This is a genomic window from Streptomyces sp. T028 (assembly GCF_048159505.1).
In the GTDB taxonomy this organism is placed as follows: Bacteria; Actinomycetota; Actinomycetes; order Streptomycetales; family Streptomycetaceae; genus Streptomyces.
In genome coordinates, this window is the sequence record NZ_JBLRVZ010000073.1 from 38,510 (window position 1) to 61,403 (window position 22,894).

General features: G+C 71.0%; 19 protein-coding genes and 2 pseudogenes. 15 read left to right on the plus strand and 6 right to left on the minus strand.

The features are described from left to right. Positions 1-11 precede the first annotated feature (11 nt). From ybeY to ACLZN2_RS47555, 9 genes are all read left to right on the plus strand, one after another. Positions 12-509: an rRNA maturation RNase YbeY gene (gene ybeY / locus ACLZN2_RS47515; RefSeq protein WP_416986291.1), complete on the plus strand. Its 498-nt coding sequence runs from the start codon at positions 12-14 to the stop codon at positions 507-509. Then, positions 506-1,810 (plus strand): hemolysin family protein, encoded by a 1,305-nt coding sequence (locus tag ACLZN2_RS47520; protein ID WP_416986292.1) that lies wholly within the window; start codon positions 506-508, stop codon positions 1,808-1,810. Before ybeY ends, ACLZN2_RS47520 begins: the two co-directional genes overlap by 4 nt. Beyond that, positions 1,807-2,166: an MmcQ/YjbR family DNA-binding protein gene (locus tag ACLZN2_RS47525; protein WP_416986293.1), complete on the plus strand. Its 360-nt coding sequence runs from the start codon at positions 1,807-1,809 to the stop codon at positions 2,164-2,166. The genes ACLZN2_RS47520 and ACLZN2_RS47525 overlap by 4 nt, the downstream gene beginning before the upstream one ends. A gap of 306 nt (positions 2,167-2,472) precedes the next feature. Continuing rightward, entirely contained in the window at positions 2,473-6,201 is a 3,729-nt protein-coding gene (locus ACLZN2_RS47530) for a S8 family serine peptidase (protein ID WP_416986294.1), read from the plus strand. Positions 6,202-6,414: 213 nt separating this feature from the next. Next, positions 6,415-7,407, plus strand: a complete 993-nt coding sequence (locus tag ACLZN2_RS47535) for a helix-turn-helix domain-containing protein (RefSeq protein ID WP_416986295.1) — start codon at positions 6,415-6,417, stop codon at positions 7,405-7,407. 45 nt (positions 7,408-7,452) lie between these two features. Next, positions 7,453-7,806 carry a cytidine deaminase gene (locus tag ACLZN2_RS47540; protein WP_416986296.1) on the plus strand — a complete coding sequence of 118 codons (354 nt, stop codon included), beginning with the start codon at positions 7,453-7,455 and terminating at the stop codon, positions 7,804-7,806. A gap of 167 nt (positions 7,807-7,973) precedes the next feature. Further along, on the plus strand, positions 7,974-8,465 hold the full coding sequence (locus ACLZN2_RS47545; protein ID WP_416986297.1) for a hypothetical protein: 492 nt from the start codon (positions 7,974-7,976) through the stop codon (positions 8,463-8,465). A gap of 172 nt (positions 8,466-8,637) precedes the next feature. Next, entirely contained in the window at positions 8,638-9,969 is a 1,332-nt protein-coding gene (locus ACLZN2_RS47550) for a beta-xylosidase (protein WP_416986298.1), read from the plus strand. 106 nt (positions 9,970-10,075) lie between these two features. Then, entirely contained in the window at positions 10,076-11,110 is a 1,035-nt protein-coding gene (locus ACLZN2_RS47555) for a WxL protein peptidoglycan domain-containing protein (RefSeq protein WP_416986299.1), read from the plus strand. Here ACLZN2_RS47555 and ACLZN2_RS47560 read toward each other — a convergent pair. Further along, the gene (locus ACLZN2_RS47560) at positions 11,107-11,445 is read right to left on the minus strand and encodes a P-II family nitrogen regulator (RefSeq protein WP_403815233.1); all 339 of its coding nucleotides are present in this window, start codon (positions 11,443-11,445) and stop codon (positions 11,107-11,109) included. The genes ACLZN2_RS47555 and ACLZN2_RS47560 overlap by 4 nt on opposite strands. A gap of 57 nt (positions 11,446-11,502) precedes the next feature. Here ACLZN2_RS47560 and ACLZN2_RS47565 point away from each other — a divergent pair. Next, positions 11,503-12,222 (plus strand): annotated as a pseudogene (locus ACLZN2_RS47565) (RNA-guided endonuclease TnpB family protein); the annotation flags it as partial. Positions 12,223-12,372: 150 nt separating this feature from the next. Beyond that, positions 12,373-13,326 carry a GTPase Era gene (gene era / locus ACLZN2_RS47570; RefSeq protein WP_416986300.1) on the plus strand — a complete coding sequence of 318 codons (954 nt, stop codon included), beginning with the start codon at positions 12,373-12,375 and terminating at the stop codon, positions 13,324-13,326. 12 nt (positions 13,327-13,338) lie between these two features. Here era and ACLZN2_RS47575 read toward each other — a convergent pair. The 5 genes and pseudogenes from ACLZN2_RS47575 to ACLZN2_RS47595 all read right to left on the minus strand — a co-directional run. Beyond that, positions 13,339-13,521: pseudogene (locus tag ACLZN2_RS47575) on the minus strand (DNA-binding protein); the annotation flags it as partial. 169 nt (positions 13,522-13,690) lie between these two features. Beyond that, positions 13,691-14,950, minus strand: a complete 1,260-nt coding sequence (locus ACLZN2_RS47580) for an MFS transporter (protein WP_416986301.1) — start codon at positions 14,948-14,950, stop codon at positions 13,691-13,693. Beyond that, positions 14,947-16,269 carry a GH1 family beta-glucosidase gene (locus tag ACLZN2_RS47585; RefSeq protein ID WP_416986302.1) on the minus strand — a complete coding sequence of 441 codons (1,323 nt, stop codon included), beginning with the start codon at positions 16,267-16,269 and terminating at the stop codon, positions 14,947-14,949. The genes ACLZN2_RS47580 and ACLZN2_RS47585 overlap by 4 nt, the downstream gene beginning before the upstream one ends. A 102-nt stretch (positions 16,270-16,371) precedes the next feature. Beyond that, on the minus strand, positions 16,372-16,638 hold the full coding sequence (locus ACLZN2_RS47590) for a protealysin inhibitor emfourin (protein ID WP_416986303.1): 267 nt from the start codon (positions 16,636-16,638) through the stop codon (positions 16,372-16,374). A gap of 21 nt (positions 16,639-16,659) precedes the next feature. Beyond that, positions 16,660-17,736 (minus strand): M4 family metallopeptidase, encoded by a 1,077-nt coding sequence (locus tag ACLZN2_RS47595; RefSeq protein WP_416986304.1) that lies wholly within the window; start codon positions 17,734-17,736, stop codon positions 16,660-16,662. Positions 17,737-18,055: 319 nt separating this feature from the next. On the opposite strand from ACLZN2_RS47595, the gene leuA reads away from it, so the two are divergent. The 4 genes from leuA (at position 18,056) to ACLZN2_RS47615 (ending at position 22,562) form a co-directional block, all read left to right on the plus strand. Further along, complete coding sequence (gene leuA / locus ACLZN2_RS47600; protein ID WP_416986305.1) at positions 18,056-19,777, plus strand: 2-isopropylmalate synthase; 1,722 nt, start codon at positions 18,056-18,058, stop codon at positions 19,775-19,777. Positions 19,778-19,961: 184 nt separating this feature from the next. After that, entirely contained in the window at positions 19,962-20,657 is a 696-nt protein-coding gene (locus tag ACLZN2_RS47605; RefSeq protein WP_416986306.1) for a TerB family tellurite resistance protein, read from the plus strand. An 86-nt stretch (positions 20,658-20,743) separates the two neighbouring features. Then, positions 20,744-21,922 carry a sialidase family protein gene (locus tag ACLZN2_RS47610; RefSeq protein ID WP_416986307.1) on the plus strand — a complete coding sequence of 393 codons (1,179 nt, stop codon included), beginning with the start codon at positions 20,744-20,746 and terminating at the stop codon, positions 21,920-21,922. 190 nt (positions 21,923-22,112) lie between these two features. Then, entirely contained in the window at positions 22,113-22,562 is a 450-nt protein-coding gene (locus ACLZN2_RS47615; protein ID WP_416986308.1) for a protein-tyrosine phosphatase family protein, read from the plus strand. The last annotated feature ends 332 nt before the right edge of the window (positions 22,563-22,894 follow it).

Genomic DNA, 22,894 nt, shown 5'->3' on the forward strand with positions numbered 1-22,894 from the left:
AAGCCGGCACCATGTCCATCGACGTCAACAACGAGTCCGGAACCGAGGTCGACGAGCAGGCGATCCTCGACATCGCCCGCTACGCGCTCGCGCGGATGCGCATCCACCCGCTCTCCGAGCTCTCGGTGATCGTCGTGGACGCCGACGCCATGGAGCAGCTGCACATCCAGTGGATGGACCTGCCGGGGCCGACGGACGTCATGTCCTTCCCGATGGACGAGCTGCGTCCGCCGTCGAAGGACGACGACGAGCCCCCGCAGGGCCTGCTCGGCGACATCGTGCTCTGCCCCGAGGTCGCCGCGAAGCAGGGCACCGAGGCGCCCACGCAGCACTCCATGGACGAGGAGCTGCAGTTGCTCACCGTCCACGGGGTGCTGCACCTGCTCGGGTACGACCACGAGGAGCCGGACGAGAAGGCCGAGATGTTCGGGCTCCAGGCCGCCATCGTCGACGGGTGGAGGGGCGAGAAGGGGCTGACCGGGCCGTCGCCGGCGCCGACCGTCTCATGAGTCCGACCCTCGTCGGTGGCGCGATCGCCCTGGTCGTCGTCGCGTGGCTCGCCGCCTGCGCGGAGGCGGGCCTCGCGCGCGTCTCCAGCTTCCGCGCCGAGGAGGCCGTACGGTCCGGGCGGCGCGGCAGTGCCAAGCTCGCCCAGATCACCGCCGACCCCACCCGCTATCTCAACGTGGCCCTGCTGGTCCGCGTCGCCTGCGAGATGGCGGCCGCGGCGCTGGTGACGTACGCCTGTCTGCAGGAGATCGACGGCACCGCCCCGGCGCTGTTCGCCGCGATCGGCGTGATGGTCCTCGTGTCGTACGTCGCCGTCGGGGTCTCCCCGCGGACCATCGGCCGCCAACACCCGCTGAACACCGCGACGGTGGCGGCGTACATCCTGCTCCCGCTGGCCCGGATCATGGGTCCGATCCCGTCGCTGCTGATCCTCATCGGCAACGCGCTCACGCCCGGCAAGGGCTTCCGCCGCGGCCCCTTCGCCTCCGAGGCGGAGCTGCGGGCGCTGGTCGACCTCGCCGAGAAGGAGTCCCTCATCGAGGACGAGGAGCGCCGCATGGTGCACTCGGTCTTCGAGCTCGGTGACACCCTCGTGCGGGAGGTCATGGTGCCGCGCACCGACCTGGTCGTCATCGAGCGGTACAAGACCATCCGCCAGGCGCTCACCCTCGCCCTGCGCTCCGGTTTCTCCCGGATACCCGTGACGGGGGAGAGCGAGGACGACATCGTCGGGATCGTGTATCTGAAGGACGTGGTCCGCAAGACGCACATCAGCCGTGACGCCGAATCCGACCTCGTCTCCACGGCCATGCGGCCCGCGGCCTTCGTCCCCGACACCAAGAACGCCGGTGACCTGTTGCGCGAGATGCAGCTGCAGCGCAACCACGTCGCCGTCGTCATCGACGAGTACGGCGGCACGGCCGGCATCGTCACCATCGAGGACATCCTCGAGGAGATCGTCGGCGAGATCACCGACGAGTACGACCGTGAGCTCCCGCCCGTCGAGGAGCTCGGCGACGACCGCTACCGGGTCACCGCCCGCCTCGACATCACCGACCTCGGCGAGCTGTACGGCCTGGAGGAGTACGACGACGAGGACGTGGAGACCGTCGGCGGACTGCTCGCCAAGGCCCTGGGCCGGGTCCCCATCGCCGGTGCCTCGTCCGTCGTCGACCTTCCCGACGGCCGGGCCCTCCGGCTGACCGCCGAGGCCGCCGCCGGCCGTCGGAACAAGATCGTGACGGTGCTGGTGGAGCCGATGGCCGGGCCGGCGGACGCGCAGGAGGAGAAGGCCGAGTGACCCCCGAGGACCTGCGCGCCTTCTGCCTGTCGTTCAACGCCGTCGTGGAGGACTTCCCCTTCCGGCCGGAGATCTCGGTGTTCAAGGTCGGGGGCAAGATGTTCGCGCTGAGCTGGACGGACGAGCGGCCCCTGAAGGTCAACCTCAAGTGCGACCCCGAGGACGCGGTCCGGCTGCGCACCGACCACCCCGGCCTGATCGCCCCCGGCTATCACATGAACAAGCGGCACTGGAACACGGTCACCGTCGACGGCGACCTCCCCGACCGGCTGGTCAAGGAGCTGATCGAGGACTCGTACGACCTGGTGGTGGCGGGTCTGCCGCGCGCGGAGCGGCTGCGGCTCGACCGTCCCTGAGCTCCTGGCCGCGGGCCGGGGGCGGCACCGGGGTGGGCTGCCCTTCCCGCGCGGGGCGGCCATCCGGCGGAAGCCGCCAGAAGCCCGGCTGTGCCGTCGCCGACCTCGCCGCGGTGGCGGCCGACCTGCTTCCAGCCGTCATGCGTCAGGTGCTCCGCAAAGATGGCTGACGGGTCATCAGGGTCTTGTCGTCCTTGGGACATGTCCAATCTGTGCCACCCGAATCGAGTGACACGCGCTGTGCCGCCGCCGGATTCTTTCCAGCGCATGGGCAGCTCACCGCGTACGAGGGAAGGCACGGTACTCATGAGACGGATCCGCCTGCTGGCGGCGATATCGGCGGGACTCACGCTGAGTGCCGGTGCCGTCGGACCGGTGTCCGCGGGGACCGGCGGCGCGTCGGCCGTGGCCGGGACACCGGAGGGGACGGCCGACGCCACGGTGCGTCTGATCACCGGTGACCGGGTGACCGTCACCGCCACCGCTGACGGGCGCCGGATCGCCTCGGTGGAACCGGGAACGGGACGGCAGGGCATCGTCTTCCGCACCTTCGAACAGGACGGGCAGCTGACGGTCCTTCCCTCCGACGCGAGCGACCTGGTCGCGAGCGGCCGGCTGGACCGGAAGCTGTTCGACGTGACCGCGCTCGTGGCGCAGCGGTACGACGAGGCCCACACCGACGCCCTCCCGCTCATCGTGGGGCAGCCCGCGGGTGTGACCGCGTCCGCCGTGCGGGGCCTGACATCGCTGGCCCAGGACGGCTCCCCCGTCCGGCGGCTCGACAGCATCGACGCGCGGTCGGTCCGTGTGGCCGACGACGACCTCGGCCGATTCTGGAAGCAACTGGCGCCCTCCGGCGGGGAGATGAACACCGCTGTGGCGTCCGCCACCCCCCGCGTGTGGCTGGACGGGCGCGTGGCGGCGACCCTCGACCGCAGTACGGCACAGATCGGTGCGCCCGACGTGTGGCAGAGCGGTGACGAGGGCCAGGGAGTCACGGTCGCCGTCCTTGACACCGGGGTGGACCAGTCCCATCCCGATCTCGCCGGGCGGATCGCCGAGGCCAGGGACTTCTCCGGCAGCTCCGGCACCGAGGACAGGGTCGGCCACGGCACGCACGTCGCGTCCATCGTCGCGGGCTCCGGCGCCGCGTCTGGCGGCAGCCGCAAGGGGGTCGCGCCCTCGGCCCGGCTGCTGGTCGGAAAGGTCCTCGGGGACGACGGCTACGGCAGTGACTCCCAGGTGATCGCCGGCATGGAGTGGGCGGCGGCCGAGGGCGCCAAGGTCGTCAACCTGAGCCTGGGGTCGGACGAGACCACGGACGGCACGGACCCGATGAGCCTGGCGCTGAACGAGCTGAGCGAGAGCACCGGCACCTTGTTCGTCGTGGCCGCGGGCAACAGCGGCGAGAACGGTCCGGGCACCGTCGGCTCTCCCGGCGCGGCCGACGCGGCGCTCACCGTCGGTGCCGTCGACCGGGACGACACACTCGCCTCGTTCTCCAGCCGCGGACCACGGGTCGGCGACGACGCCGTCAAGCCCGATGTGACGGCGCCCGGAGTCGGGATCGTGGCGGCGCGTGCGGCGGGGACGGCGTTGGACACCGTGGTGGACGACAACTACGTGGCGGCCTCTGGTACGTCGATGGCCACCCCGCATGTCGCGGGAGCCGCCGCGTTGCTCGCCCGGCGCCATCCCAACTGGAGCGGCGCCCAGTTGAAGGACGCGCTGATCAGCACGGCCCGTACCGTCGCCGGTCAGCAGGTCACCGAGCAGGGCGGCGGCCGTATCGACGTGGCCGCCGCGGCCCGGGGGCCGGTCACCGCCACCGGCACCGTCGCCCTCGGCCCGTTCCAGGCCGGAACCGGTGCCGTCCGCACGAACGAGCTGCGCTACACGAACACCTCCACGACGGACATCACGCTCGCGCTCACCATGAAGCTGACCACCTCGGGCGGCAAGACACCCGAGGCGGGCGCGGTGCGGCTCGGCTCCGGCTCCGTCCGCGTGCCGGCGGGCGCCACGGCCGAGGTCCCGCTGACGGTCGACCCGGCCCAGGTGCGACAGGGCAAGTACTACGGCTATGTGACCGCGGCCTCCGCCGACGGGAAGATCTCCGTGCACACCACGCTGGGCCTCGTCGCGCACGGCCCCACGCACCGGATCACCGTCAGGACGTACGACAAGGACGGCAAGCCCGTCGAGGCCCTGCCCACCATCTGGGGAGCCGACGGCTTCGTGGACTACATCAGCACCGACCCGCCCGTTGCCGAGGTCGAGGAGGGCGTCTACCAGCTGGACCACGCATCGCTCGACAACGCGAGTGACGGGCAGGAACTGCGGCAGGTGGTGCTGCCGGAGGTCAAGGTCACCAAGGACATGACCGTCACCCTGGACGCCCGCAGGACGGTCCCCGTGCAGATCCGCACGCCCGAACCGGCCGAACAGCGCGGCGTTCTCAGCTACCAGACGTACCGGCAGCTCGACGGGCACAGTCTGCTCGAGGGCACGATGTACTTCGACCTCGCCAAGCGGCTGTACGTCAGCCCGACCGCCCAGGTCACCGAGGGCACCTTCGAGTTCGCCTCGCGCTGGCAGCTCGTCGCCCCCCTTCTCAAGGCGACGGTGCGGGACACCGGAACCGATCTGAACGCCTACTACATGCCCGACTCGCCCCTCTTCGGTGAACGTGGCGCACGTCTGACCGCCGTGGACGCCGGGGACGCCGCCGCGCCCGCCTTCGGCAGCGCCCGCGGCAAGGTCGCGGTCCTCACGAACACAACAGGCGTGGACGAGCGGGAATTGGCCGAACGGGCGGCGGCGGCCGGTGTCCGCGCCGTCATGCTCGTCCACTTCCGCGACATCCCGTGGACGCGCTGGAGGCCGGACGGCGACCGGTGGGCGATACCGACCGTGCGTATCGGCGCCGCCACCGGGGCCGAGCTGCTGGCGCGCATCGCCCGCCGCACCACCACGGTGACGTTCACCGGCACCGCGCGCAGCCCGTACCTGTACGACGTCATGCAGGTCTCGTCGCAGCGGATTCCGCAGCAGGTCGTGTACACCGTGTCCGAGCGCAACAGCGCCGTCGTCAGGACCACGTACGCGGACACCGGCGGCTCCGGGTGGGCGAGCGAGCAGCGCTTCGGCCGGCGCCCGTACCAGAGCACCGCCTGGAACCAGTACACGCGCTATGTGCCGACCGGCTTCACGCGCACCGAGTACGTCAGTGCCGGTGACACCACGTGGCAGCATCTGGCACACCACACGACCACGTTCGACGTCGACACACCGCTGTCCGTCGGCATGAGGGACACACCGCGCACCTACCGGGCCGGACAGCGCACTCAGGAGACCTGGCAGGGCGCCGTCGTCAGGCCGTCGATCCCACGCGGCACCACGAACCCGTCCGTCCGCAGCGGCGACGTACTGCAGCTGCGGATCCCGGAGTTCACCGACTCGGCGGCCGGTCACTGGACCGTGGCGCAGTCGGGCAGCACGGCCAAGGCGGTGCTGTACCGCGACGGGACGAAGACCGCCGAGGCGGACGGTGCCTGGACGGACTTCGAGGTGCCTGCCGGGGCCGCCGGCTACCGGCTCGACCTGACGACCTCCCGGGTCTCGCAGGCCTGGAAGTACGGGACCGCCACCGACACCTCCTGGTCGTTCCGTTCGGCGACGGCCACCAAGGCGACCGCACTGCCGCTGCTCCAACTCGACTACGACATACCGGTGGACGCGCACAACGCCGTCGGCGCCGCCCGGGCGTACTCCATCGGCGTCGCGGTCCGCGCCCAGGACGGTCTGTCCGCGCCGCGCGGGGTGAGAGTGACGGTCGAGACCTCGTACGACGACGGGCTCAGCTGGAGCGGGGCAGGGGTGGACGACCGCGGCCACAACTCCTTTCGCGCCCGGGTCAAGAGGCCGTCCGGGGCGCATGGTGACGCCTATGTGACGCTGCGCGTCACGGCGCGGGACGCCGCCGGGAACACCGTGCGGCAGACCGTTCGGCGGGCGTATCTGCAGCACGGCTAGCGGTGTTGGAGAGGAACGCGGTGGGTGAGCGGGCGCGACGGTCGCCCGCTCACCCACCGCGGCCCACGCCTCCATGAAGTACGGTGTTCAACACTTTCAGATATTGAGCGACCGGTCTCGGGNCCCCCCCCCCCCCCCCCGCGGCCCACGCCTCCATGAAGTACGGTGTTCAACACTTTCAGATATTGAGCGACCGGTCTCGGGGAGGGCGCCGTGGCGCTGGGGGCCGCTGGGGTCTCGGATGTCGAGGAGTCCGTGTACCGGTTGCTCGTGACGTCGGGCGGCGCCTCGGCCGCCGATGTCGCCCGCCGGGCCGGTCTCGACCACGCGGAGGCCGGGCGCGTGCTGGGCATGCTGGCCGCCAAGGGCATGGCGAGCCATACGGACGGATCACCACGGTTGTTCCGGGCCACTCCCCCCGATGTGGCGCTCCTGCCACGGCTCAAGCGCAGCGCCGACGCGCTGGACCTCGCCCGGGCCGAGGCCACCAGCCTGCTGGAGGCCTACCGGGACACTCTGCGCCGGCAGGACGGCCAGCTGATCGAGATCATCACCGGCGCCCAGGCACTGCGCCAGCATCTGCGGCAGATCCAGGCGAGCGCGCACGACGAGATGCTCTGGTTCTGCAAGGCCCAGTACGTGGCGATGCCCTCCGGCAGCAACACGGCGGAGTTCGCGGCCCTGGCCCGCGGGGTGCGCTACCGGGTCGTGTACGAGAAGGCGTTCTTCGACGACGAGGGCGCCATGGACAACGTGGTGGCGGGCGTGCGGGCCGGAGAATCCGCCCGCGCGGTCTCCGATCTGCCGCTGCGCCTCGCGATCGCGGACCGCTCGATCGCGATCTTCCCGCTGGTGCCGGGCGGTCCGCACGGCAGCCCGGAGGAGCCCACCACCGCGCTGGTACGGGACGGTAACCTGCTGGCCGCCCTGATCGCCCTCTTCGAGCGCTACTGGGAGGACGCCGTACCCCTGGGCGTCGACGACCCCGGCGCGGCGGACGGTACGGGCGGAACCGACCCGCTGTCGGCCACCGACCGGCGGTTGCTCGCCCTGCTGGTCTCCGGGGTGGCCGACAAGGCGGTCGCGACCCAGATGGGCCTGAGCCGACGCACCGTGCAGCGCCGTGTCCAGTACATGATGGAACTCGCGGGCGCCGTGACCCGTATGCAACTGGCCTGGCAGGCGGCGCGCCGAGGGTGGCTGTGAGCTCGCCGGGGAACGTGCGCGAGGCCGGGCTCGTATGCTCGGGGCATGAGCGACAGCAACGAGCTTGACCCCGAGGACCGCAAGATCATCACCCTGGCCCGGTCGGCGCGGGCCCGCAACAGTGTGCCCGAGGGGGCTGCCGTACGGGACGAGACGGGACGTACGTACGTCGCCGGGACGGTCGACCTGCCGTCACTGAAGCTGAGCGCGTTGCAGACGGCGGTGGCGATGGCGGCGGCGTCGGGGGCGGAGTCGTTGGAGGCGGCGGCGATCGTGACTGCGTCGCTGGAAGCGGCGGAGGGCGATCTGGCTGCCGTGCGGGATCTCGGTGGGGCGGGGACGCGGGTGCTGTTGGCTGCGCCGGACGGGACTGTGCGGGCGACCGTTTCCGCGGGCTGACGAACTCGGCCGGAAATCGACCTTGCCCTGCCCCCGGCCCTCCCGCATCAATGGAGCCGTAAGTTCCGACGGACCGTCAGATTCACCCCCCACCGGGCCCGGTGACCGCACCCACCGTCCCGCTCCGGAGGTCCGTCTCCCCACATCCGGGAAGGAGCCGGAACCCCATGAGCAAGCGAATCGGATCAGGTGCGGCACTGCTGGCCGGGGCCCTCGCGGTCACCGGGCTGGTGTTCGCGCCCTCGGCCTCCGCCGCGGTCAGCCCGACGTCGGCCACCATCACCGCCAGTTGCGGCATCTTCGGCGGCGGCACCGCCACACTCACCGCCACCCAGAGCGCCACCGACCCCACCGCGGCCACCATGACGCTCACGTCCAGCGCGATCACGACGCCGCTCGCGCTGAACCAGAACAGCATCGCGTCCACGCTCACGATGGTGAACAACACGGGTCCCAACCGGGTCTTCAGCGGCTCGGTGAACCCCGCCATGTCCGCCGGCTCCTCCATCACGGTCGGTCCCCTCCCCGGGACCGTGGCCGTGGGGGACAGCCTGACCTTCAACGGCGGCAGCCTGAAGATGGTCATCCTCGGAATCACCATCACCTGTACGACGGCGACGGGCACGTCCCAGACGCCGGGGCCGTTCGTGTTCAGCTGATAGCGATTGGAAACACCGCATACGGACCGTCAGTTTTCGTACGGGACCAGGAAGCTGACGGTCCATCAGTTGACATCGCCGTCTCCATTGACTTCTTTCGCGATCCGCCCGTCAATGCCCCCTGTTGGCGCAGAAGAGCCGCTGCGCCCGCACCCTGGAGGAGGGGGCAGACATGGGTTCACCCCGAAGTGCCCGCAGTACCCGAAGACGGCGCTGGGCTTCGCTGCTCGGGGCGACCGCGCTCGCGGTCACCGCGGGCGGCGCGCTCGCGTGCCCGGCCAGTGCCGCGACCAATGTGGACTTCGCGACGCACTGCATCCCGCCGGCGATCGCGGGCCTCCCGCCGATCGACGGCACCACCACCGCGAAGGTCACGGTGGACAACACCAGCCCCGAGGTCGGCGACACCGTCACGGTGACCTACACGGTGGTCACGGCCGCCGCGAGCAACCCCACCGCGATCGATCTGCCGGCCGACATCATGACGCCGACGGGCGTGGTCGCCCTCGGCGGCGCGCAGACCGGCAACGTCACCGTCGCCGGACCGAGGGAGAACGACCCGGTGCCCGGCTACGGCGCCTTCCCGTCGTTCTCGATGACCGGCACGTTCACGGTCACCTCGCCCGGCCAGATCACGCTCTCGCCCGGCGACTACAACATCCACACCAGCTACATCCTGGAGCTGGACACCGTCTGCACGGTGACCAACCCGCCCGCCCCGGTGTCGGAGACGATCACCGCGGCCGACAACCCGCCCGCCAACACCCGTAACCTCGCACTCGGTTCGGCGTCCGGCGGCCCGGGTGACCCCGTCACCTTCACCGGCGGCGGCTTCACCGCGGGCGCGACGGTCACCGTCGCCGGGCGCTCCGGATCCGACGAGACCGCGGACAAGACCACCGTGACCGCGAGCTCCTCGGGCAACATCTCCGGTTCGCTCGTCGTGAGCGACCTCACCACCACCGGGATCGTGGCGTACGAGGGCAGCGCCTGGAGCTCGAACCTGGGCAGCTCGCCCGCCGCGTACGTCGTCATCGACGACACCCCGATCCCCGAGGGCAGCCAGAAGCTGACGACGACCGTCCAGGCGGGCGACCTGTCCATGGAGCAGTCCGGGGACAGCGTCGCGATGAAACCGGTCGACTTCGGCTCCGGCGACCCCTCGACCGGCGACCTCAACGCGGTGACGGTCAAGGACTACCGCGGCGGCCCCGCGGGCTGGTCCCTGACCGGCAAGGTCACCGACTTCAGCGGCCCCGGCGCCACCATCGACGCCGGCAAGCTGAGCTGGACGCCGACCTGCACCACCAAGGCGGACAGCCCGAGCACCTGCCAGGCCGGCTCGGCCGGTGTGGTGGGCAGCGCGGGGGCGACCCTCGCCTCCGCCCCGGACGGCACGCTCACCGGTGGTGAGTTCACCGCGAAGGCCGGACTCTCCCTCGACGTACCGGCGTTCACGCCGCCGGGCTCGTACGCCGGTGTCCTGACGCTCACGCTCACCTGAACGACCCGTCCTCGCGGTGGCCGGGCGGCCGCCCCACAGGCCCGCACCCGCCCGTCCACCGAGCCCGTCCCGTTACCCGTGGAACGTCTGTGGGGGTCCGGCATCCATGTCGCCGCGCAAGCCGTACGTCGCTCTCCTCCCGCTGCTCCTGCCGTTGCTGCTGGGCCTGCTGACCGCCACGCCCGCCCGGGCCGCCGACAACGGGAGCTGGTCCGTCCACCCCGTCTCCTCGGCCGTCGCCGCACGGCCGTACTTCTATGTCTCCGCCGATCCCGGCCAGACGATCGAGGACAAGGTCGTCGTCGCCAACAAGACGGCCGGACCCCTCACCTTCCGGCTGTACGCCGCCGACGCCTACAACACCGCCCGCGACGGCGGTTTCGCCGTGAAGTCGCTCGGGGAGCGGATGCGGGGCGTGGGCGCGTGGGCCGAGCTGCCGAAGGAACGGGTCACCGTGCCCGCCCACAAGACCGTCACCGTCCCGTTCACCATCAAGGTGCCCCAGGGTGCCGAGCCCGGGGACCATCCCGGCGCGATCGTCGCCCTCGACGAACGGATCGACCGGGGCGACGGCTCGGTCGCCCTCGGCGTCCAGCGGGCGGTCGGCGCCCGCGTCTACCTCTCGGTCGGCGGCCCCACGCTGCCCGCGCTGGCCGTCGAGAACGTCCACATCAGCCACCACCAGCCCCTGATCCCCGGCCTCGGCGACAGCACGGCGACGATCTCCTACACCCTGCACAACACCGGCAACGTCACCCTGCAGCCCAAGATCGCCCTCAAGGCCGAGGGCCTCTTCGGCCGCACCCTCCTCACCCGCGACCTCAAGAACCTTCCCTCCCAACTCCTCCCGGGCCAACGCGTCCACCTGACGGAACGCTGGCACAACGCCCCCCAGCTCGACTGGACGGACGTAAAGCTGACAGCGACCGCCAAGAACACCAAGGAATCGGCAACGGCGTCGTTCGTGGCGGTGCCATGGCTGGTGGCGGGGGTGGTGGCACTGGGGATCGCCATCGCCGGTTGGCTCGTGATCAGACGGCGGCGAAGGCCCGAAGGGCCGCGCCGCCCAGGGGCGCGGGGAACTGCGCGACCAGCCACGACGCACCGGCAGACGAAGACCCACACGGCAACCGGCGTCTAAAGGGCATCGGGCCCCCGCTCACCCGTACGGACACGTACAACCGTCTCCACCGGCACCGCCCACACCTTCCCGTCCCCGATCTTCCCGGTCCGCGCGGCCAGCGCAATCGCGTCGATCACGGCATCGGACTCCGCGTCCTCCACGACGACCTCGATCCGCACCTTCGGCACGAGGTCGACCTGGTACTCGGCCCCCCGGTACACCTCGGTGTGGCCGCGCTGCCGGCCGTACCCGCTGGCCTCGGTCACGGTCAGCCCGTGCACGCCGAGCTCCTGGAGCGCCGTCTTGACCTCGTCGAGGCGGTACGGCTTGACGATCGCGGTGATGAGCTTCATCGGGGCTCCTCAAAACGGGTCTTCTGTGGAGCAGGGCCCGGCAGGCCGAATCGCCGGCTGTCGCGCACGTTCGGCTGCGTCCGTCTCGTCTACAACAAGGCGCTTCAGGAACGCACGCGGGCTTGGTACGGCGAGCAGCGCCGGATCTCCTACGTGCAGTCGTCCGCCGCGCTGACGGAGTGGAAGAAGACCGGGGACCGGGACCGCGCCCGCCTGGCAAAGGCCCAGCGGGAGCTGTCCCGCAAGGCCAAGGGCTCCAACAACCGGGAGAAGGCCCGCCGCAAGGTCGCCCGCGTGCACGCCCGGATCGCCGACCGGCGCCGGGACTTCCTGCACAAGCTGTCGACTCGACTCGTCCGTGAGAACCAAACGGTCGTGATCGAGGACCTCACCGTCCGCAACCTGCTGAAGAACGGCAGGCTCGCGCGCGCCATCTCGGACGCGGCCTGGACGGAACTCCGGTCGATGCTGGAGTACAAGTGCGCCTGGTACGGGCGCGAACTCGTCGTGATCGACCGCTGGTTCCCCTCCAGCAAGCTGTGCGGGAACTGTGGCACAGTCCGCGAGAAACTGCCGCTGAACGTCCGCGAGTGGACGTGCGACTGCGGCACCGTGCACGACCGCGACACGAACGCGGCACGCAACATCCTGGCCGCCGGGCTGGCGGCGTCTGCCTGTGGAGACGGTGTAAGACCTCAACGGGAGTCCTCCCGGACGGGGCGGTCGTCGGTGAAGCAGGAACCCCAGCGGGCGACCGCTGGACTCCCTCGCCCTTAGGCGGGGGAGGAAGCCAATCCTGCGGCTTGACCTTGGTGGGTGGCGTGTTTCCGTGACGTTTCGTTGCGCACGGTTTCCGGAAGCTCACCGTGGGCGGCGGGGCCGTTCCGGTGTACGGCGGGGCTTCGTGGATCAGGGAGAATGGGGGCCATGAGCGTTCGTAACCAGTCATCCGAGCAGCCGGCCGGGACCCTGCACCGTGCCGGCTTCGCCTGCTTCGTGGGCCGCCCCAACGCGGGCAAGTCCACCCTCACGAACGCTCTGGTCGGGAAGAAGGTGGCGATCACCTCGAACCGTCCGCAGACCACCCGGCACACGGTACGGGGCATCGTGCACCGCCCGGACGCCCAGCTGATCCTGGTCGACACACCGGGCCTGCACAAACCGCGCACGCTCCTCGGCGAGCGCCTCAACGACGTGGTCCGCACCACCTGGGCCGAGGTCGACGTGATCGGCTTCTGTCTGCCGGCGAACGAGAAGCTGGGCCCCGGCGACCGCTTCATCGCCAAGGAACTGTCCGGGATCAAGAAGACCCCGAAGGTCGCCGTCGTCACCAAGACCGACCTGGTGGACTCCAAGGCGCTCGCCGAGCAGCTCATCGCGATCGACCAGCTCGGCAAGGAGCTGGGCATCGAGTGGGCGGAGATCATCCCGGTCTCGGCGGTCGGCGACCGGCAGGTGGACCTCCTGGCGGACCTGCTGGTCCCGATGCTCCCGGAGGGCCCCGCCCTCTACCCCGAGGGCGATCTGACCGACGAGCCCGAGCAGGTGATGGTCGCCGAGCTGATCCGCGAGGCCGCGCTGGAGGGCGTACGCGACGAGCTGCCGCACTCCATCGCCGTCGTCGTCGAGGAGATGCTCCCGCGCGAGGACCGCCCCGCCGACCGGCCGCTCCTCGACATCCACGCCAACATCTACATCGAGCGCCCCAGTCAGAAGGGCATCATCATCGGCCCGAAGGGCCGCCGGCTGAAGGACGTCGGCATCAAGTCCCGCAAACAGATCGAGGCGCTCCTGGGCACCCCGGTCTTCCTGGACCTCCACGTGAAGGTCGCGAAGGACTGGCAACGCGACCCGAAGCAACTGCGCAAGCTGGGCTTCTGAGCGAGGCGTCCCTCAGAGCGGGATGACGTTGATCCGGCGACCGCAGAGCTTGGTCATGTCATCGACGTCCGAGGTGAGGACGGCAACGGGGCCGGGCTGGCTGAGCGCCGTCACGGCCACCGTGGCGTCGATGGCGTACTTGTGGCCGTGCAGTCCGGCGTCCATGAGCAGTTTCGCGGCGGCCTTGGCGGTCTGCAGCGCCCCTCCGTGCAACCGGGCGTCCGCTTCGGCCATCTCCTCCTCCGCGAACGCTTGTCCGTGAGCCCGCGCGCCGCCTCCACGAGCTCTTCCGGGACCGTGATGGTGATTTTCTTGGTTGCCATGGCGTCCCCCTACCGCGATATGGCGACTACTGTCCGGCGTTTCAGTCCACTCCCCTGATCCGCCCCACCAACACCGCCCCCGCCAACCCGACCAACGCCGCGACCAGGTAAAGGACACGGTATCCACCGAGATACGTCACGATCGGTGCGGCGAGGACCGGGGCCGCGACCTGGGGGAGGGCGTTGGCGACGTTGATGACGCCGAGGTCCTTGCCGCGGTCCAGGGCCTTCGGCAGGACGTCGGTCATCAGTGCGAAGTCGACCGACGTGAAGACGCCGAAGCCCACGCCCAGCACCGCCGCCGCGACGATCGCCCCCGGCCAGGTCTGCCAGACCGCCAGCCCCGCCGTCGCCACCGCCATCAGCACGCCCGACCAGACCACGAACGGCTTCCGTCGGCCCACCCGGTCCGACCAGACGCCTCCGACGACGACCGTGGCGAGCAGCGTCACGCCGTTCACCGCGGTCAGGATCAGCACGCCCTCGTCGGGGTCGTCGTAGTGCAGGCGGTCGCGCAGGTAGTACAGCAGGTAGAGCAGCACCAGGGCGTTGCTGAGGTTCATCAGGAACCGGGTCAGCCAGGCCCAGCCCAGGTCGGGATACCTCCTCGGGCTCAGCCAGAAGCCCGTCAGGAAGCCCCGCCAGGACCAGGCCGGGCGGTCCGCCACCGGCAGCCGCAGATCCTCGTAGCGCAGGACGTACGGCAGCACGCCCAGCGCCGTGAACACCGCGCAGGCCGCATAGCCCGCGCCCACGCCCCCGGCCACCGTGGCGAGCGCCGTGCCGCCGACCACGCCGAGGACCTGCGCGACCCCCAGCCAGCCGCCCACGGCACCCCGCTGGAGCCGGGGGACACGGTCCGGTACGGCCGCCGTGACCGCCGCGAAGGCCATGTTCAGGGTGAGCTGGACCAGGCACCAGCCCAGCGCCATCGTCCACACCCCGTCCGCCACGGCGAGGAGCAGCAGGGAGAGGGCGCCGCCCGCCGCACCGGCCACGATCCACGGGGTACGGCGGCCGTAGCGGGACGTCGTACGGTCCGACAGCGCGCCGAAGAGCGGGTTCGCCCACAGCGACACGAGCGCGCCCACGCCGGTCACCCAGGCCAGCATCGTCTCCTTCGACATGCCGGAGCCGGGCGCGAAGTCCTTGGCCTGGGAGGCGAGCAGGATCTGCAGGGGGCCGTACCAGCCCACCCAGATCGCCCCGTTGGCGAGGGAGAGGGCCGAGGACCAGCCCCCGCCCACCCGCTCGACGGGCTCGGTGAGGGCGGCCGCCGGGATCCGGTCCGCCGTCGTCATCTCTGCGCCCGCAGGACGTCCCGGTACCAGCCGTACGACGCCTTCGGGGTGCGGGCCTGGGTCGCGTAGTCGACGTGGACCAGGCCGAAGCGGCGCGCGTAGCCCTCCGCCCACTCGAAGTTGTCCAGCAGCGACCACACGAAGTAGCCGCGGACGTCGACGCCCGCCTCCAGCGCCCGGTGCAGGGCGCGGATGTGGCCGTCGAGGTAGGCGATGCGGTCCTGGTCGTCGAGGCCGTCGTAGGAGCAGCCGTTCTCGGTGATGACCACCGGCGGGAGGCGGTCGCCGTAGCGGTCCTTGAAGGTGGTGAGCAGCTCGGTCAGGCCCTCGGGGACGACCGGCCAGCCGAAGTCCGTCACCGGGACGTCCTCGATCTCCCGGACGGAGAAGGGGAGTTCGGCCGGCATGGTGATCCCGCCGAACTCGATCTCCGAGCCCTGCGGGGCGCCCACCCGGGTCGGGGCGTAGTAGTTGACGCCGTACCAGTCGAGCGGCTCGCCGATGATCTTCAGGTCGGCGGCGACGTCGCCCGGCATCAACTCGCCGAGGCCCTCCGGGTACTCACCCAGGAGCAGCGGCTCGGCGAACAGGCGGTTCAGCAGCACGTCGTAGAAGGCGGCGGCCTCCAGGTCGGCCGGTTCCCGGGACGCGGGCCAGGTCGGGCCGTGGGAGTTGGCGACGCCGATGTCCGTGGCACCGGCCGCGCGCAGGGCCCGTACGGCGAGACCGTGGGCGAGGAGCTGGTGGTGGGCCACCGGCAGCGCGTCGAAGAGCAGCTGCCTGCCGGGGGCGTGGGTGCCGAGGGCGTGGCCCAGCAGGGTGTGTTCGGCGGGCTCGTTGAGGGTGATCCACTTCTGTACGCGGTCGCCGAGGCGGTCCACGACCGTCGACACGTGGTCCGCGAAACGGGAGGCCGTGTCCCGCTCCAGCCAGTCCAGGTCCGCCGGCAGGTCCCAGTGGAAGAGGGTGGGGACGGGGCGGACGCCCGCCGTCAGCAGCTCGTCCACGAGGCGGTCGTAGAAGTCCAGGCCGCCGGGGGAGTTCACCCGGGGCCAGGAGATGGAGAAGCGGTACGCGTCCACCCCGAGGTTCTTCAGGAGGGCGACGTCCTCCGCGTACCGGTGGTAGTGGTCGCAGGCCACCGCCGCCGTGGAGCCGTCCTTCACTCGTCCCGGCTCGGCCGAGAAGGTGTCCCACACGGACGGTTCGCGCAGGTCCGCGGCGCCCTCGATCTGATGGGCGGAGGTGGAGACACCCCACAGGAAGCCGGCCGGGAACTGGGGGATCGGGTGCACCGCGTCGCGCGGATCGTTCGCCATGGGCGGGATCATCCTTACCGATGGGTAAGGAAGTCAACGGCCCGGGGAGAACTGCTGGTTACGACCTTGCCGGTTGCGTCCCTGCCGGTACGCCCCTGCCGGTTACGCCCCTTCCTTGAGGACTCTGGAGATCAGCTTCCGCTGTTCGGGGGTGAGCCGGGGGTCGGCCGCGTACACCGTCTTCCCGTTCACCGTGATCTCGTAACTGAAACCGTCGGGCACGCCCTGGGGCGGCGCGCCCCGGCCGGCGGCGACCGCCTGCTCGGCCAGAGCGTGCCATTCGCCGGCATCGGGCCGCCCCGAGGTGTCCACCTCGGCCTGCCGCTCGATGCCCGCGAACCCTCCCGTGCGCCTCACCTGAATACGCATGGGTTCCTGTCTATCCCTCGGTCAGGGAATCCGCACCCCCACCTGCTCCCAGGCCTTCTGCACGGCCCGCAGTTCCTCGCCGCCGTCCCCGAACCTCGCCCGTGCCGCCTGAACGGTCAGCTTGGCGAAGTCGGTGAACAGCGCCTTCTGGGACAGCTCGCCGCCGGTGAGCACGTCGTACCAGATCTGGCCGGCCTTCTCCCAGGCGTTGCCGCCGATGGCGGTCGCGACCAGGTAGAACGCGTGGTTGGGGATGCCGGAGTTGATGTGCACGCCGCCGTTGTCGCGGCCGGTGCGGACGTAGTCGTCCATCGTCGCGGGCTGCGGGTCCTTGCCGAGGACGTCGTCGTCGTACGCCGTGCCCGGGGCCTTCATCGAGCGCAGGGCCGAACCGGTGACGCCGGGGGCGAGGATGCCCGCGCCGATCAGCCAGTCGGCCTCGGTGGCGGTCTGGCCGAGCGTGTACTGCTTGATGAGCGAGCCGAAGACGTCGGACATCGACTCGTTGAGGGCGCCCGGCTGGCCGTAGTAGGTCAGGTTCGCCGTGTACTGGGTGACGCCGTGGGTGAGTTCATGGCCGATGACGTCGACGGAGTTGGTGAAGTCGACGAAGATCTCGCCGTCCCCGTCGCCGAACACCATCTGCTCGCCGTTCCAGAAGGCGTTGTTGTAGCCCTCGTCGTAGTGGACGCTGGCGTCCAGCGGCAGACCGTCGCCGTCGATGGAGTGGCGGGCGTAGGCCTTGAGGTAGAGGTCGAAGGTGGCGCCGAGCCCGGAGTGGGCGCGGTTGACGGTGGCGTCCTGGCCGGGGTCCTGGCCCTCGGCGCGGACCTTGGTGCCGGGCAGGTCGGTGCCGTGCTCGCAGTCGTAGATCGAGCGCAGCGGCTGGTCCGCCGGTGCCTTCCCGATCGCCGACGGGCCGAGGTACAGGCCGTACTCGGTGCCCACCCGGCGGCGGTTGCGCAGCTCGCCGTCGCGCAGCAGGGTGCGCCGGGCGGGGCCGGAGAGTGCGGGGTTGTCGTTGCTCGCCAGCTTGTCGAGGACATGCGGCGGTACGACGGTGCAGAAGACGGGCTCGAAGCCCCCGTTCGTCGTCATGAGTCGCACCATTGCACTGTGTTATCCCGCTGTCACCACGGGCAACCATGATCGGTGAAAAACGGTGACAAACATGGCTGATCTGCGGCGGGGAGTGGTATAGCGCACGTTTCGCCCCTTTGGTTCCCGCGGTCCCGCATACTGATACGGACCCACGCGACGGGAGCGGCTCGGCTAGGCTGCGGAGCACTATGCGTTTCGGGCTGCTTCTCCTTAGCTGCCGCGGCGAGGGCCTGTAAGACAGGTCGACTCCCTCCCCGCGGAGCTTTGTGTTGCATCGTCGGCCGTCCTTCCGGACATCCTGAGGAGCCCCGCGAACATGGCGAACCGCCAGCAGCCCAGCCAGATGCCGATCCACAAGTACGGCTCGTACGACCAGGTCGACATCCCCGACCGCACCTGGCCGAACAACCGGATCACCGTAGCCCCCCGCTGGCTCTCCACCGACCTGCGTGACGGCAACCAGGCCCTGATCGACCCGATGTCGCCCGAGCGCAAGCGCCGGATGTTCGACCAGCTGGTCAAGATGGGTTACAAGGAGATCGAGGTCGGCTTCCCCGCCTCCGGCCAGACCGACTTCGACTTCGTGCGCTCGATCATCGAGGAAGAGGGCGCGATCCCGGACGACGTCACGATCTCCGTGCTGACCCAGGCCCGCGAGGACCTGATCGAGCGGACCGTGGAGTCCCTGAAGGGCGCCAAGCGAGCCACCGTCCACCTGTACAACGCGACCGCCCCGGTCTTCCGCCGGGTGGTCTTCCGCGGCTCCAAGGACGACATCAAGCAGATCGCGGTGGACGGCACGCGTCTGGTGATGGAGTACGCCGAGAAGCTGCTGGGCCCGGAGACCGAGTTCGGCTACCAGTACAGCCCCGAGATCTTCACCGACACCGAGCTGGACTTCGCGCTGGAGGTCTGCGAGGCGGTGATGGACGTCTACCAGCCCGGCCCGGGCCGCGAGATCATCCTCAACCTGCCCGCCACGGTGGAGCGTTCGACGCCGTCCACGCACGCGGACCGTTTCGAGTGGATGAGCCGCAACATCTCCCGCCGCGAGCACGTCGTCATCTCCGTCCACCCGCACAACGACCGCGGTACGGCCGTCGCCGCCGCCGAGCTGGCACTGATGGCCGGCGCCGACCGCGTCGAGGGCTGTCTGTTCGGCCAGGGCGAGCGCACCGGCAACGTCGACCTGGTCACCCTGGGCATGAACCTGTTCTCGCAGGGCGTCGACCCGCAGATCGACTTCTCCGACATCGACGAGATCCGTCGTACGTGGGAGTACTGCAACCAGATGGAGGTCCACCCGCGCCACCCGTACGTGGGCGACCTGGTCTACACGTCCTTCTCCGGCTCCCACCAGGACGCCATCAAGAAGGGCTTCGACGCGATGGAGGCCGACGCGGCGGCCAAGGGGGTCACGGTCGACGACATCGAGTGGGCGGTCCCGTACCTGCCGATCGACCCGAAGGACGTCGGCCGCTCCTACGAGGCCGTCATCCGCGTCAACTCGCAGTCCGGCAAGGGCGGTATCGCGTACGTCCTGAAGAACGACCACAAGCTGGACCTGCCCCGCCGGATGCAGATCGAGTTCTCGAAGATCATCCAGGCGAAAACGGACGCCGAGGGCGGCGAGGTCACGGGCTCTGACATCTGGGCGGTCTTCCAGGACGAGTACCTGCCGAACCCGCAGAACGCCTGGGGCCGTATCCAGGTCCGCACGGGCCAGTCGACGACCGACACCGACGGCGTGGACACCCTGACCGTCGAGGCGACGGTCGACGGCGTGGACACCGTCCTGACCGGCACCGGCAACGGTCCGATCTCGGCCTTCTTCGACGCCCTGCAGTCCATCGGCATCGACGTGCGTCTGCTGGACTACCAGGAGCACACGATGAGCGAGGGCGCCTCCGCGCAGGCCGCCTCGTACATCGAGTGCGCGATCGACGACAAGGTCCTGTGGGGTATCGGCATCGACGCGAACACGACGCGCGCCTCGCTGAAGGCGGTCGTCTCGGCCGTCAACCGCGCCGCTCGCTGACCAGCCTGACCGGCTCTTTCGGGGCCTTGATCGTCGTATGCGGCGGTCAAGGCCCCGTCGGTTATCGGCCACCGCTTCGAGGAGGTCACGGAAAGGTCTCGTCCTGGGTGCTGACTAGCACTCCTCCCTGTGGCTAACATCACGCAGACGTGGCGATGTTGCCGCGGGGTTACGGAGGTGCGACGTGCTGCCAGGACGGGGACGAGACGGCCAGGTCACCAGGCTTGCCCGCATCCTGGGCACCCGTACCGCGTGGACCCCTGCCGGGGACGGCGAGTTCTTCTGCCCCGGCTGCGGCGGCGACCGCAACTACCAGCGGCTGACCGGCCGCCGCCGGTTCACCCTGCTGGGCCTGCCCGTCCTCTCGCGCGGCGAGACCGGCCCGGTCGTCGAATGCGCGGCCTGCCAGTGCCGGTACGGCACCGACGTCCTCGACCACCCCACCACCACCCGTTTCTCCGCGATGCTCCGCGACGCCGTCCACACCGTCGCCCTCGCCGTCCTGTCCGCGGGCGGCACCTGCGCGCGCCCCTCCCTGGACACGGCCGCCGACGCGGTCCGCGCGGCCGGCCTCCCCGACTGCACCCGCGAACAGCTCGCCGCCCTCGTCGACGCCCTCGCCGCCGACACCGGCCGCACCTACGGCGAACCCTGCGGCGCCGGCCTCGCCATAGAGCTCCACGAGGCCCTCGACCCCCTCGCCCCCCACCTCGCCCCGCCCGGCCGCGAGTCGATCCTGCTCCAGGGCGCCCGCATCGCCCTCGCCGACGGCCCCTACACCCCCTCGGAACGGGAGGTCCTCGCAACGGTCGGCGCGGCCCTGACGATCGACGCGGACGAGGTGACGCGGCTGCTGGCGGCGGCGGGCACGCCCTCCTGACACTTCCCGGGGCGCCGGGTCGTGGCGTACGCGTCGGGGACGGTGACGCCGGGGACGATGTGGGGAGTCCGTCCAAGGGAGCCGCGATGACCCTGCTGAGCCGTACCCTCCTCGCCACCGCCGTGTTCCTGACCCCCTTCAGCGCCGCCGGCCCCGCCTCCGCGAGCCCCGGCCGCTGCACCTCCTCCGTGCCGTACGTCTCCGGACAGGGCGGCTACGCCTCGTACCGCATTCCCGCCGCCGTCACCACCCGGCGCGGCACCCTGCTGGCCTTCGCCGAGGGGCGCCGGGACGGGCCCGGGGACACCGGGGACATCGACATCGTGCTGCGCCGCTCCACCGACGGCGGCTGCACCTGGGGCCCGCTGACCGTGGTGGCCGCCGGGGACGGCGACACCCGGGGCAACCCGGCGCCCGTGGTCGACCCGCGCACCGGGACCGTGGTCCTCGTGAGCTGCGCCAACCCGGGCACGGCGACCGAGGCGGAGATCATGCGCGGGGAGGCGCCGGGCCGCCGGGTGTACGTGCAGCACAGCTCGGACGACGGCCGCCGCTTCACCCCGCCGCGCGACATCACCGACGAGGTCCGCCTCCCGTCCTGGCGCTGGTACGCCACCGGCCCCGGCCATGCCCTCGCCCTCACCCGGGGCCCGCACACGGGCCGGCTGGTCGTCCCCGCCAACCACTCCGCGGCCCCGCCCGCCGGCTCCGCCGACACCGGCCGCGAGGCCCGCCACTACGGCGGCCACGCCCTGCTCAGCGACGACGGCGGCCGCACCTGGCGGCTGGGGTTCGTCGACGCCGACCACGACGGCACGGTCAACGCCAACGAGAGCACGGCCGCCCAACTGCCCGACGGCCGTGTCTACTTCAACGCCCGTGACCAGGGCGGCGGGGCGCCCGGCAACCGGGTGGACGCCGTCTCCGGGGACGGCGGCGCGACCCTGGCCCGGCCCTACGCCCCGCAGCCCACCCTCTCCGACGCCCCCGTCGTCCAGGGCAGCACCCTCCAGCTCCCCGGCCCCGGAGCGCCGTTGCTGTTCTCCGCCCCGTCCGACCCCACCGCCCGCCGCGCACCGGCCCTCTGGCGCAGCACCGACGCCGGGGCGACCTTCACCCGCGCGGCGACCCTCTCCGAGCTCCCGGCCGCCTACTCCGACCTGGTACCGGTGGACGCGGAAACGGTGGGGGTGCTGTACGAGACGGGGACGGCGGGTCCGTACGAGACGATCGAGTTCCGCCGACTGGACGTGGGCGGTCTCTAGTGGATCCTCCGCGTGGTGGACGTCCGCCGTGAGCAGGTACGCGGTCCGCATCAGCCGGGACCATCGCGCTCTGACGAACTCCTGGAACCGATCCGCTGGTTCGGCCTGCATCAGCACCCTCCTCGCCCTCCAGACCACCGGTCGGGGAGAATCGGTTGCCCGCGTGGGGCGGTGAGGTTCGAATGGGGGCATGGCGAAGGGAAGCAAGGGGTGGCGGGCCGACGAGCCCGGCGTGCTGGTGCTGCCGTCCGGGCGGACGGTGCGAGGGCGCGGGCTGCGGCGGGAGCTCGGTCCGGGGGCGGCCGTGCCGTCGTACGGGCTCTGTCTGCTCGGCAAGGAGCCGCCGGAGCTGCCCTGGGAGGTGCGCTGGGTGCGCTGGCCGGACTTCCGGCTGCCCGCGGATCCCGCCGACGCCCGTGCCGCCTTCACCGAGGCGTGGCGGCGGGCGGAGGGGGAGCGGGTGGAGGTCGCCTGCGGCGGCGGGCGCGGGCGGACCGGGACGGCGCTGGCCTGTCTGGCGGTGCTGGACGGCGTACCGGCGGGTGAGGCCGTGGAGTTCGTGCGCCGGCACTACGACCGGCATGCCGTGGAGACGCCGTGGCAGCGGCGTTTCGTACGGCGGTTCACCCGATTCTTGTGAGGATGCCCAGGCGTTCACGTCGGGGTGGGGGTACCTCCCGCTTGCGGGGGAGAATCGCATCCCGCGTGCGTGATGCGGAGCGCCCACGGCTGATCAGCCCGGGGCAGTCCTGGCGAACATGTGTGCCCGCGGTCGCTGGTGCGGGTGGCGGTGGCGGTGGCGTAATCGGGGTACAGGTGTGCGTTGTTCGCGCATACGGTCTTGGTGTGCGGGAGCGGAACGCCGGCCGTGACGTGGATCGGGAAGGGAGGCAGGGCGTATGACAGCCACCGTGGCGATGGAACCGGGCGTGGTCGGCGGGCACGCCCGCTACACCTTCCGGCTCCGGGTGT

What these genes read in the sequence shown, in the direction of transcription:
- ACLZN2_RS47520 (WP_416986292.1), top strand. Translation starts at nt 506, where the DNA reads ATGAGTCCGACCCTCGTCGGTGGCGCGATCGCCCTGGTCGTCGTCGCG.
- ACLZN2_RS47610 (WP_416986307.1), top strand. Translation starts at nt 20,744, where the DNA reads ATGACCCTGCTGAGCCGTACCCTCCTCGCCACCGCCGTGTTCCTGACC.
- era (WP_416986300.1), top strand. Translation starts at nt 12,373, where the DNA reads ATGAGCGTTCGTAACCAGTCATCCGAGCAGCCGGCCGGGACCCTGCAC.
- ybeY (WP_416986291.1), top strand. Translation starts at nt 12, where the DNA reads ATGTCCATCGACGTCAACAACGAGTCCGGAACCGAGGTCGACGAGCAG.
- ACLZN2_RS47580 (WP_416986301.1), bottom strand. Translation starts at nt 14,950, where the DNA reads ATGACGACGGCGGACCGGATCCCGGCGGCCGCCCTCACCGAGCCCGTC.
- ACLZN2_RS47545 (WP_416986297.1), top strand. Translation starts at nt 7,974, where the DNA reads ATGAGCAAGCGAATCGGATCAGGTGCGGCACTGCTGGCCGGGGCCCTC.
- ACLZN2_RS47615 (WP_416986308.1), top strand. Translation starts at nt 22,113, where the DNA reads ATGGCGAAGGGAAGCAAGGGGTGGCGGGCCGACGAGCCCGGCGTGCTG.
- ACLZN2_RS47550 (WP_416986298.1), top strand. Translation starts at nt 8,638, where the DNA reads ATGGGTTCACCCCGAAGTGCCCGCAGTACCCGAAGACGGCGCTGGGCT.
- leuA (WP_416986305.1), top strand. Translation starts at nt 18,056, where the DNA reads ATGGCGAACCGCCAGCAGCCCAGCCAGATGCCGATCCACAAGTACGGC.
- ACLZN2_RS47555 (WP_416986299.1), top strand. Translation starts at nt 10,076, where the DNA reads ATGTCGCCGCGCAAGCCGTACGTCGCTCTCCTCCCGCTGCTCCTGCCG.
- ACLZN2_RS47590 (WP_416986303.1), bottom strand. Translation starts at nt 16,638, where the DNA reads ATGCGTATTCAGGTGAGGCGCACGGGAGGGTTCGCGGGCATCGAGCGG.
- ACLZN2_RS47595 (WP_416986304.1), bottom strand. Translation starts at nt 17,736, where the DNA reads ATGACGACGAACGGGGGCTTCGAGCCCGTCTTCTGCACCGTCGTACCG.
- ACLZN2_RS47560 (WP_403815233.1), bottom strand. Translation starts at nt 11,445, where the DNA reads ATGAAGCTCATCACCGCGATCGTCAAGCCGTACCGCCTCGACGAGGTC.
- ACLZN2_RS47585 (WP_416986302.1), bottom strand. Translation starts at nt 16,269, where the DNA reads ATGGCGAACGATCCGCGCGACGCGGTGCACCCGATCCCCCAGTTCCCG.
- ACLZN2_RS47530 (WP_416986294.1), top strand. Translation starts at nt 2,473, where the DNA reads ATGAGACGGATCCGCCTGCTGGCGGCGATATCGGCGGGACTCACGCTG.
- ACLZN2_RS47540 (WP_416986296.1), top strand. Translation starts at nt 7,453, where the DNA reads ATGAGCGACAGCAACGAGCTTGACCCCGAGGACCGCAAGATCATCACC.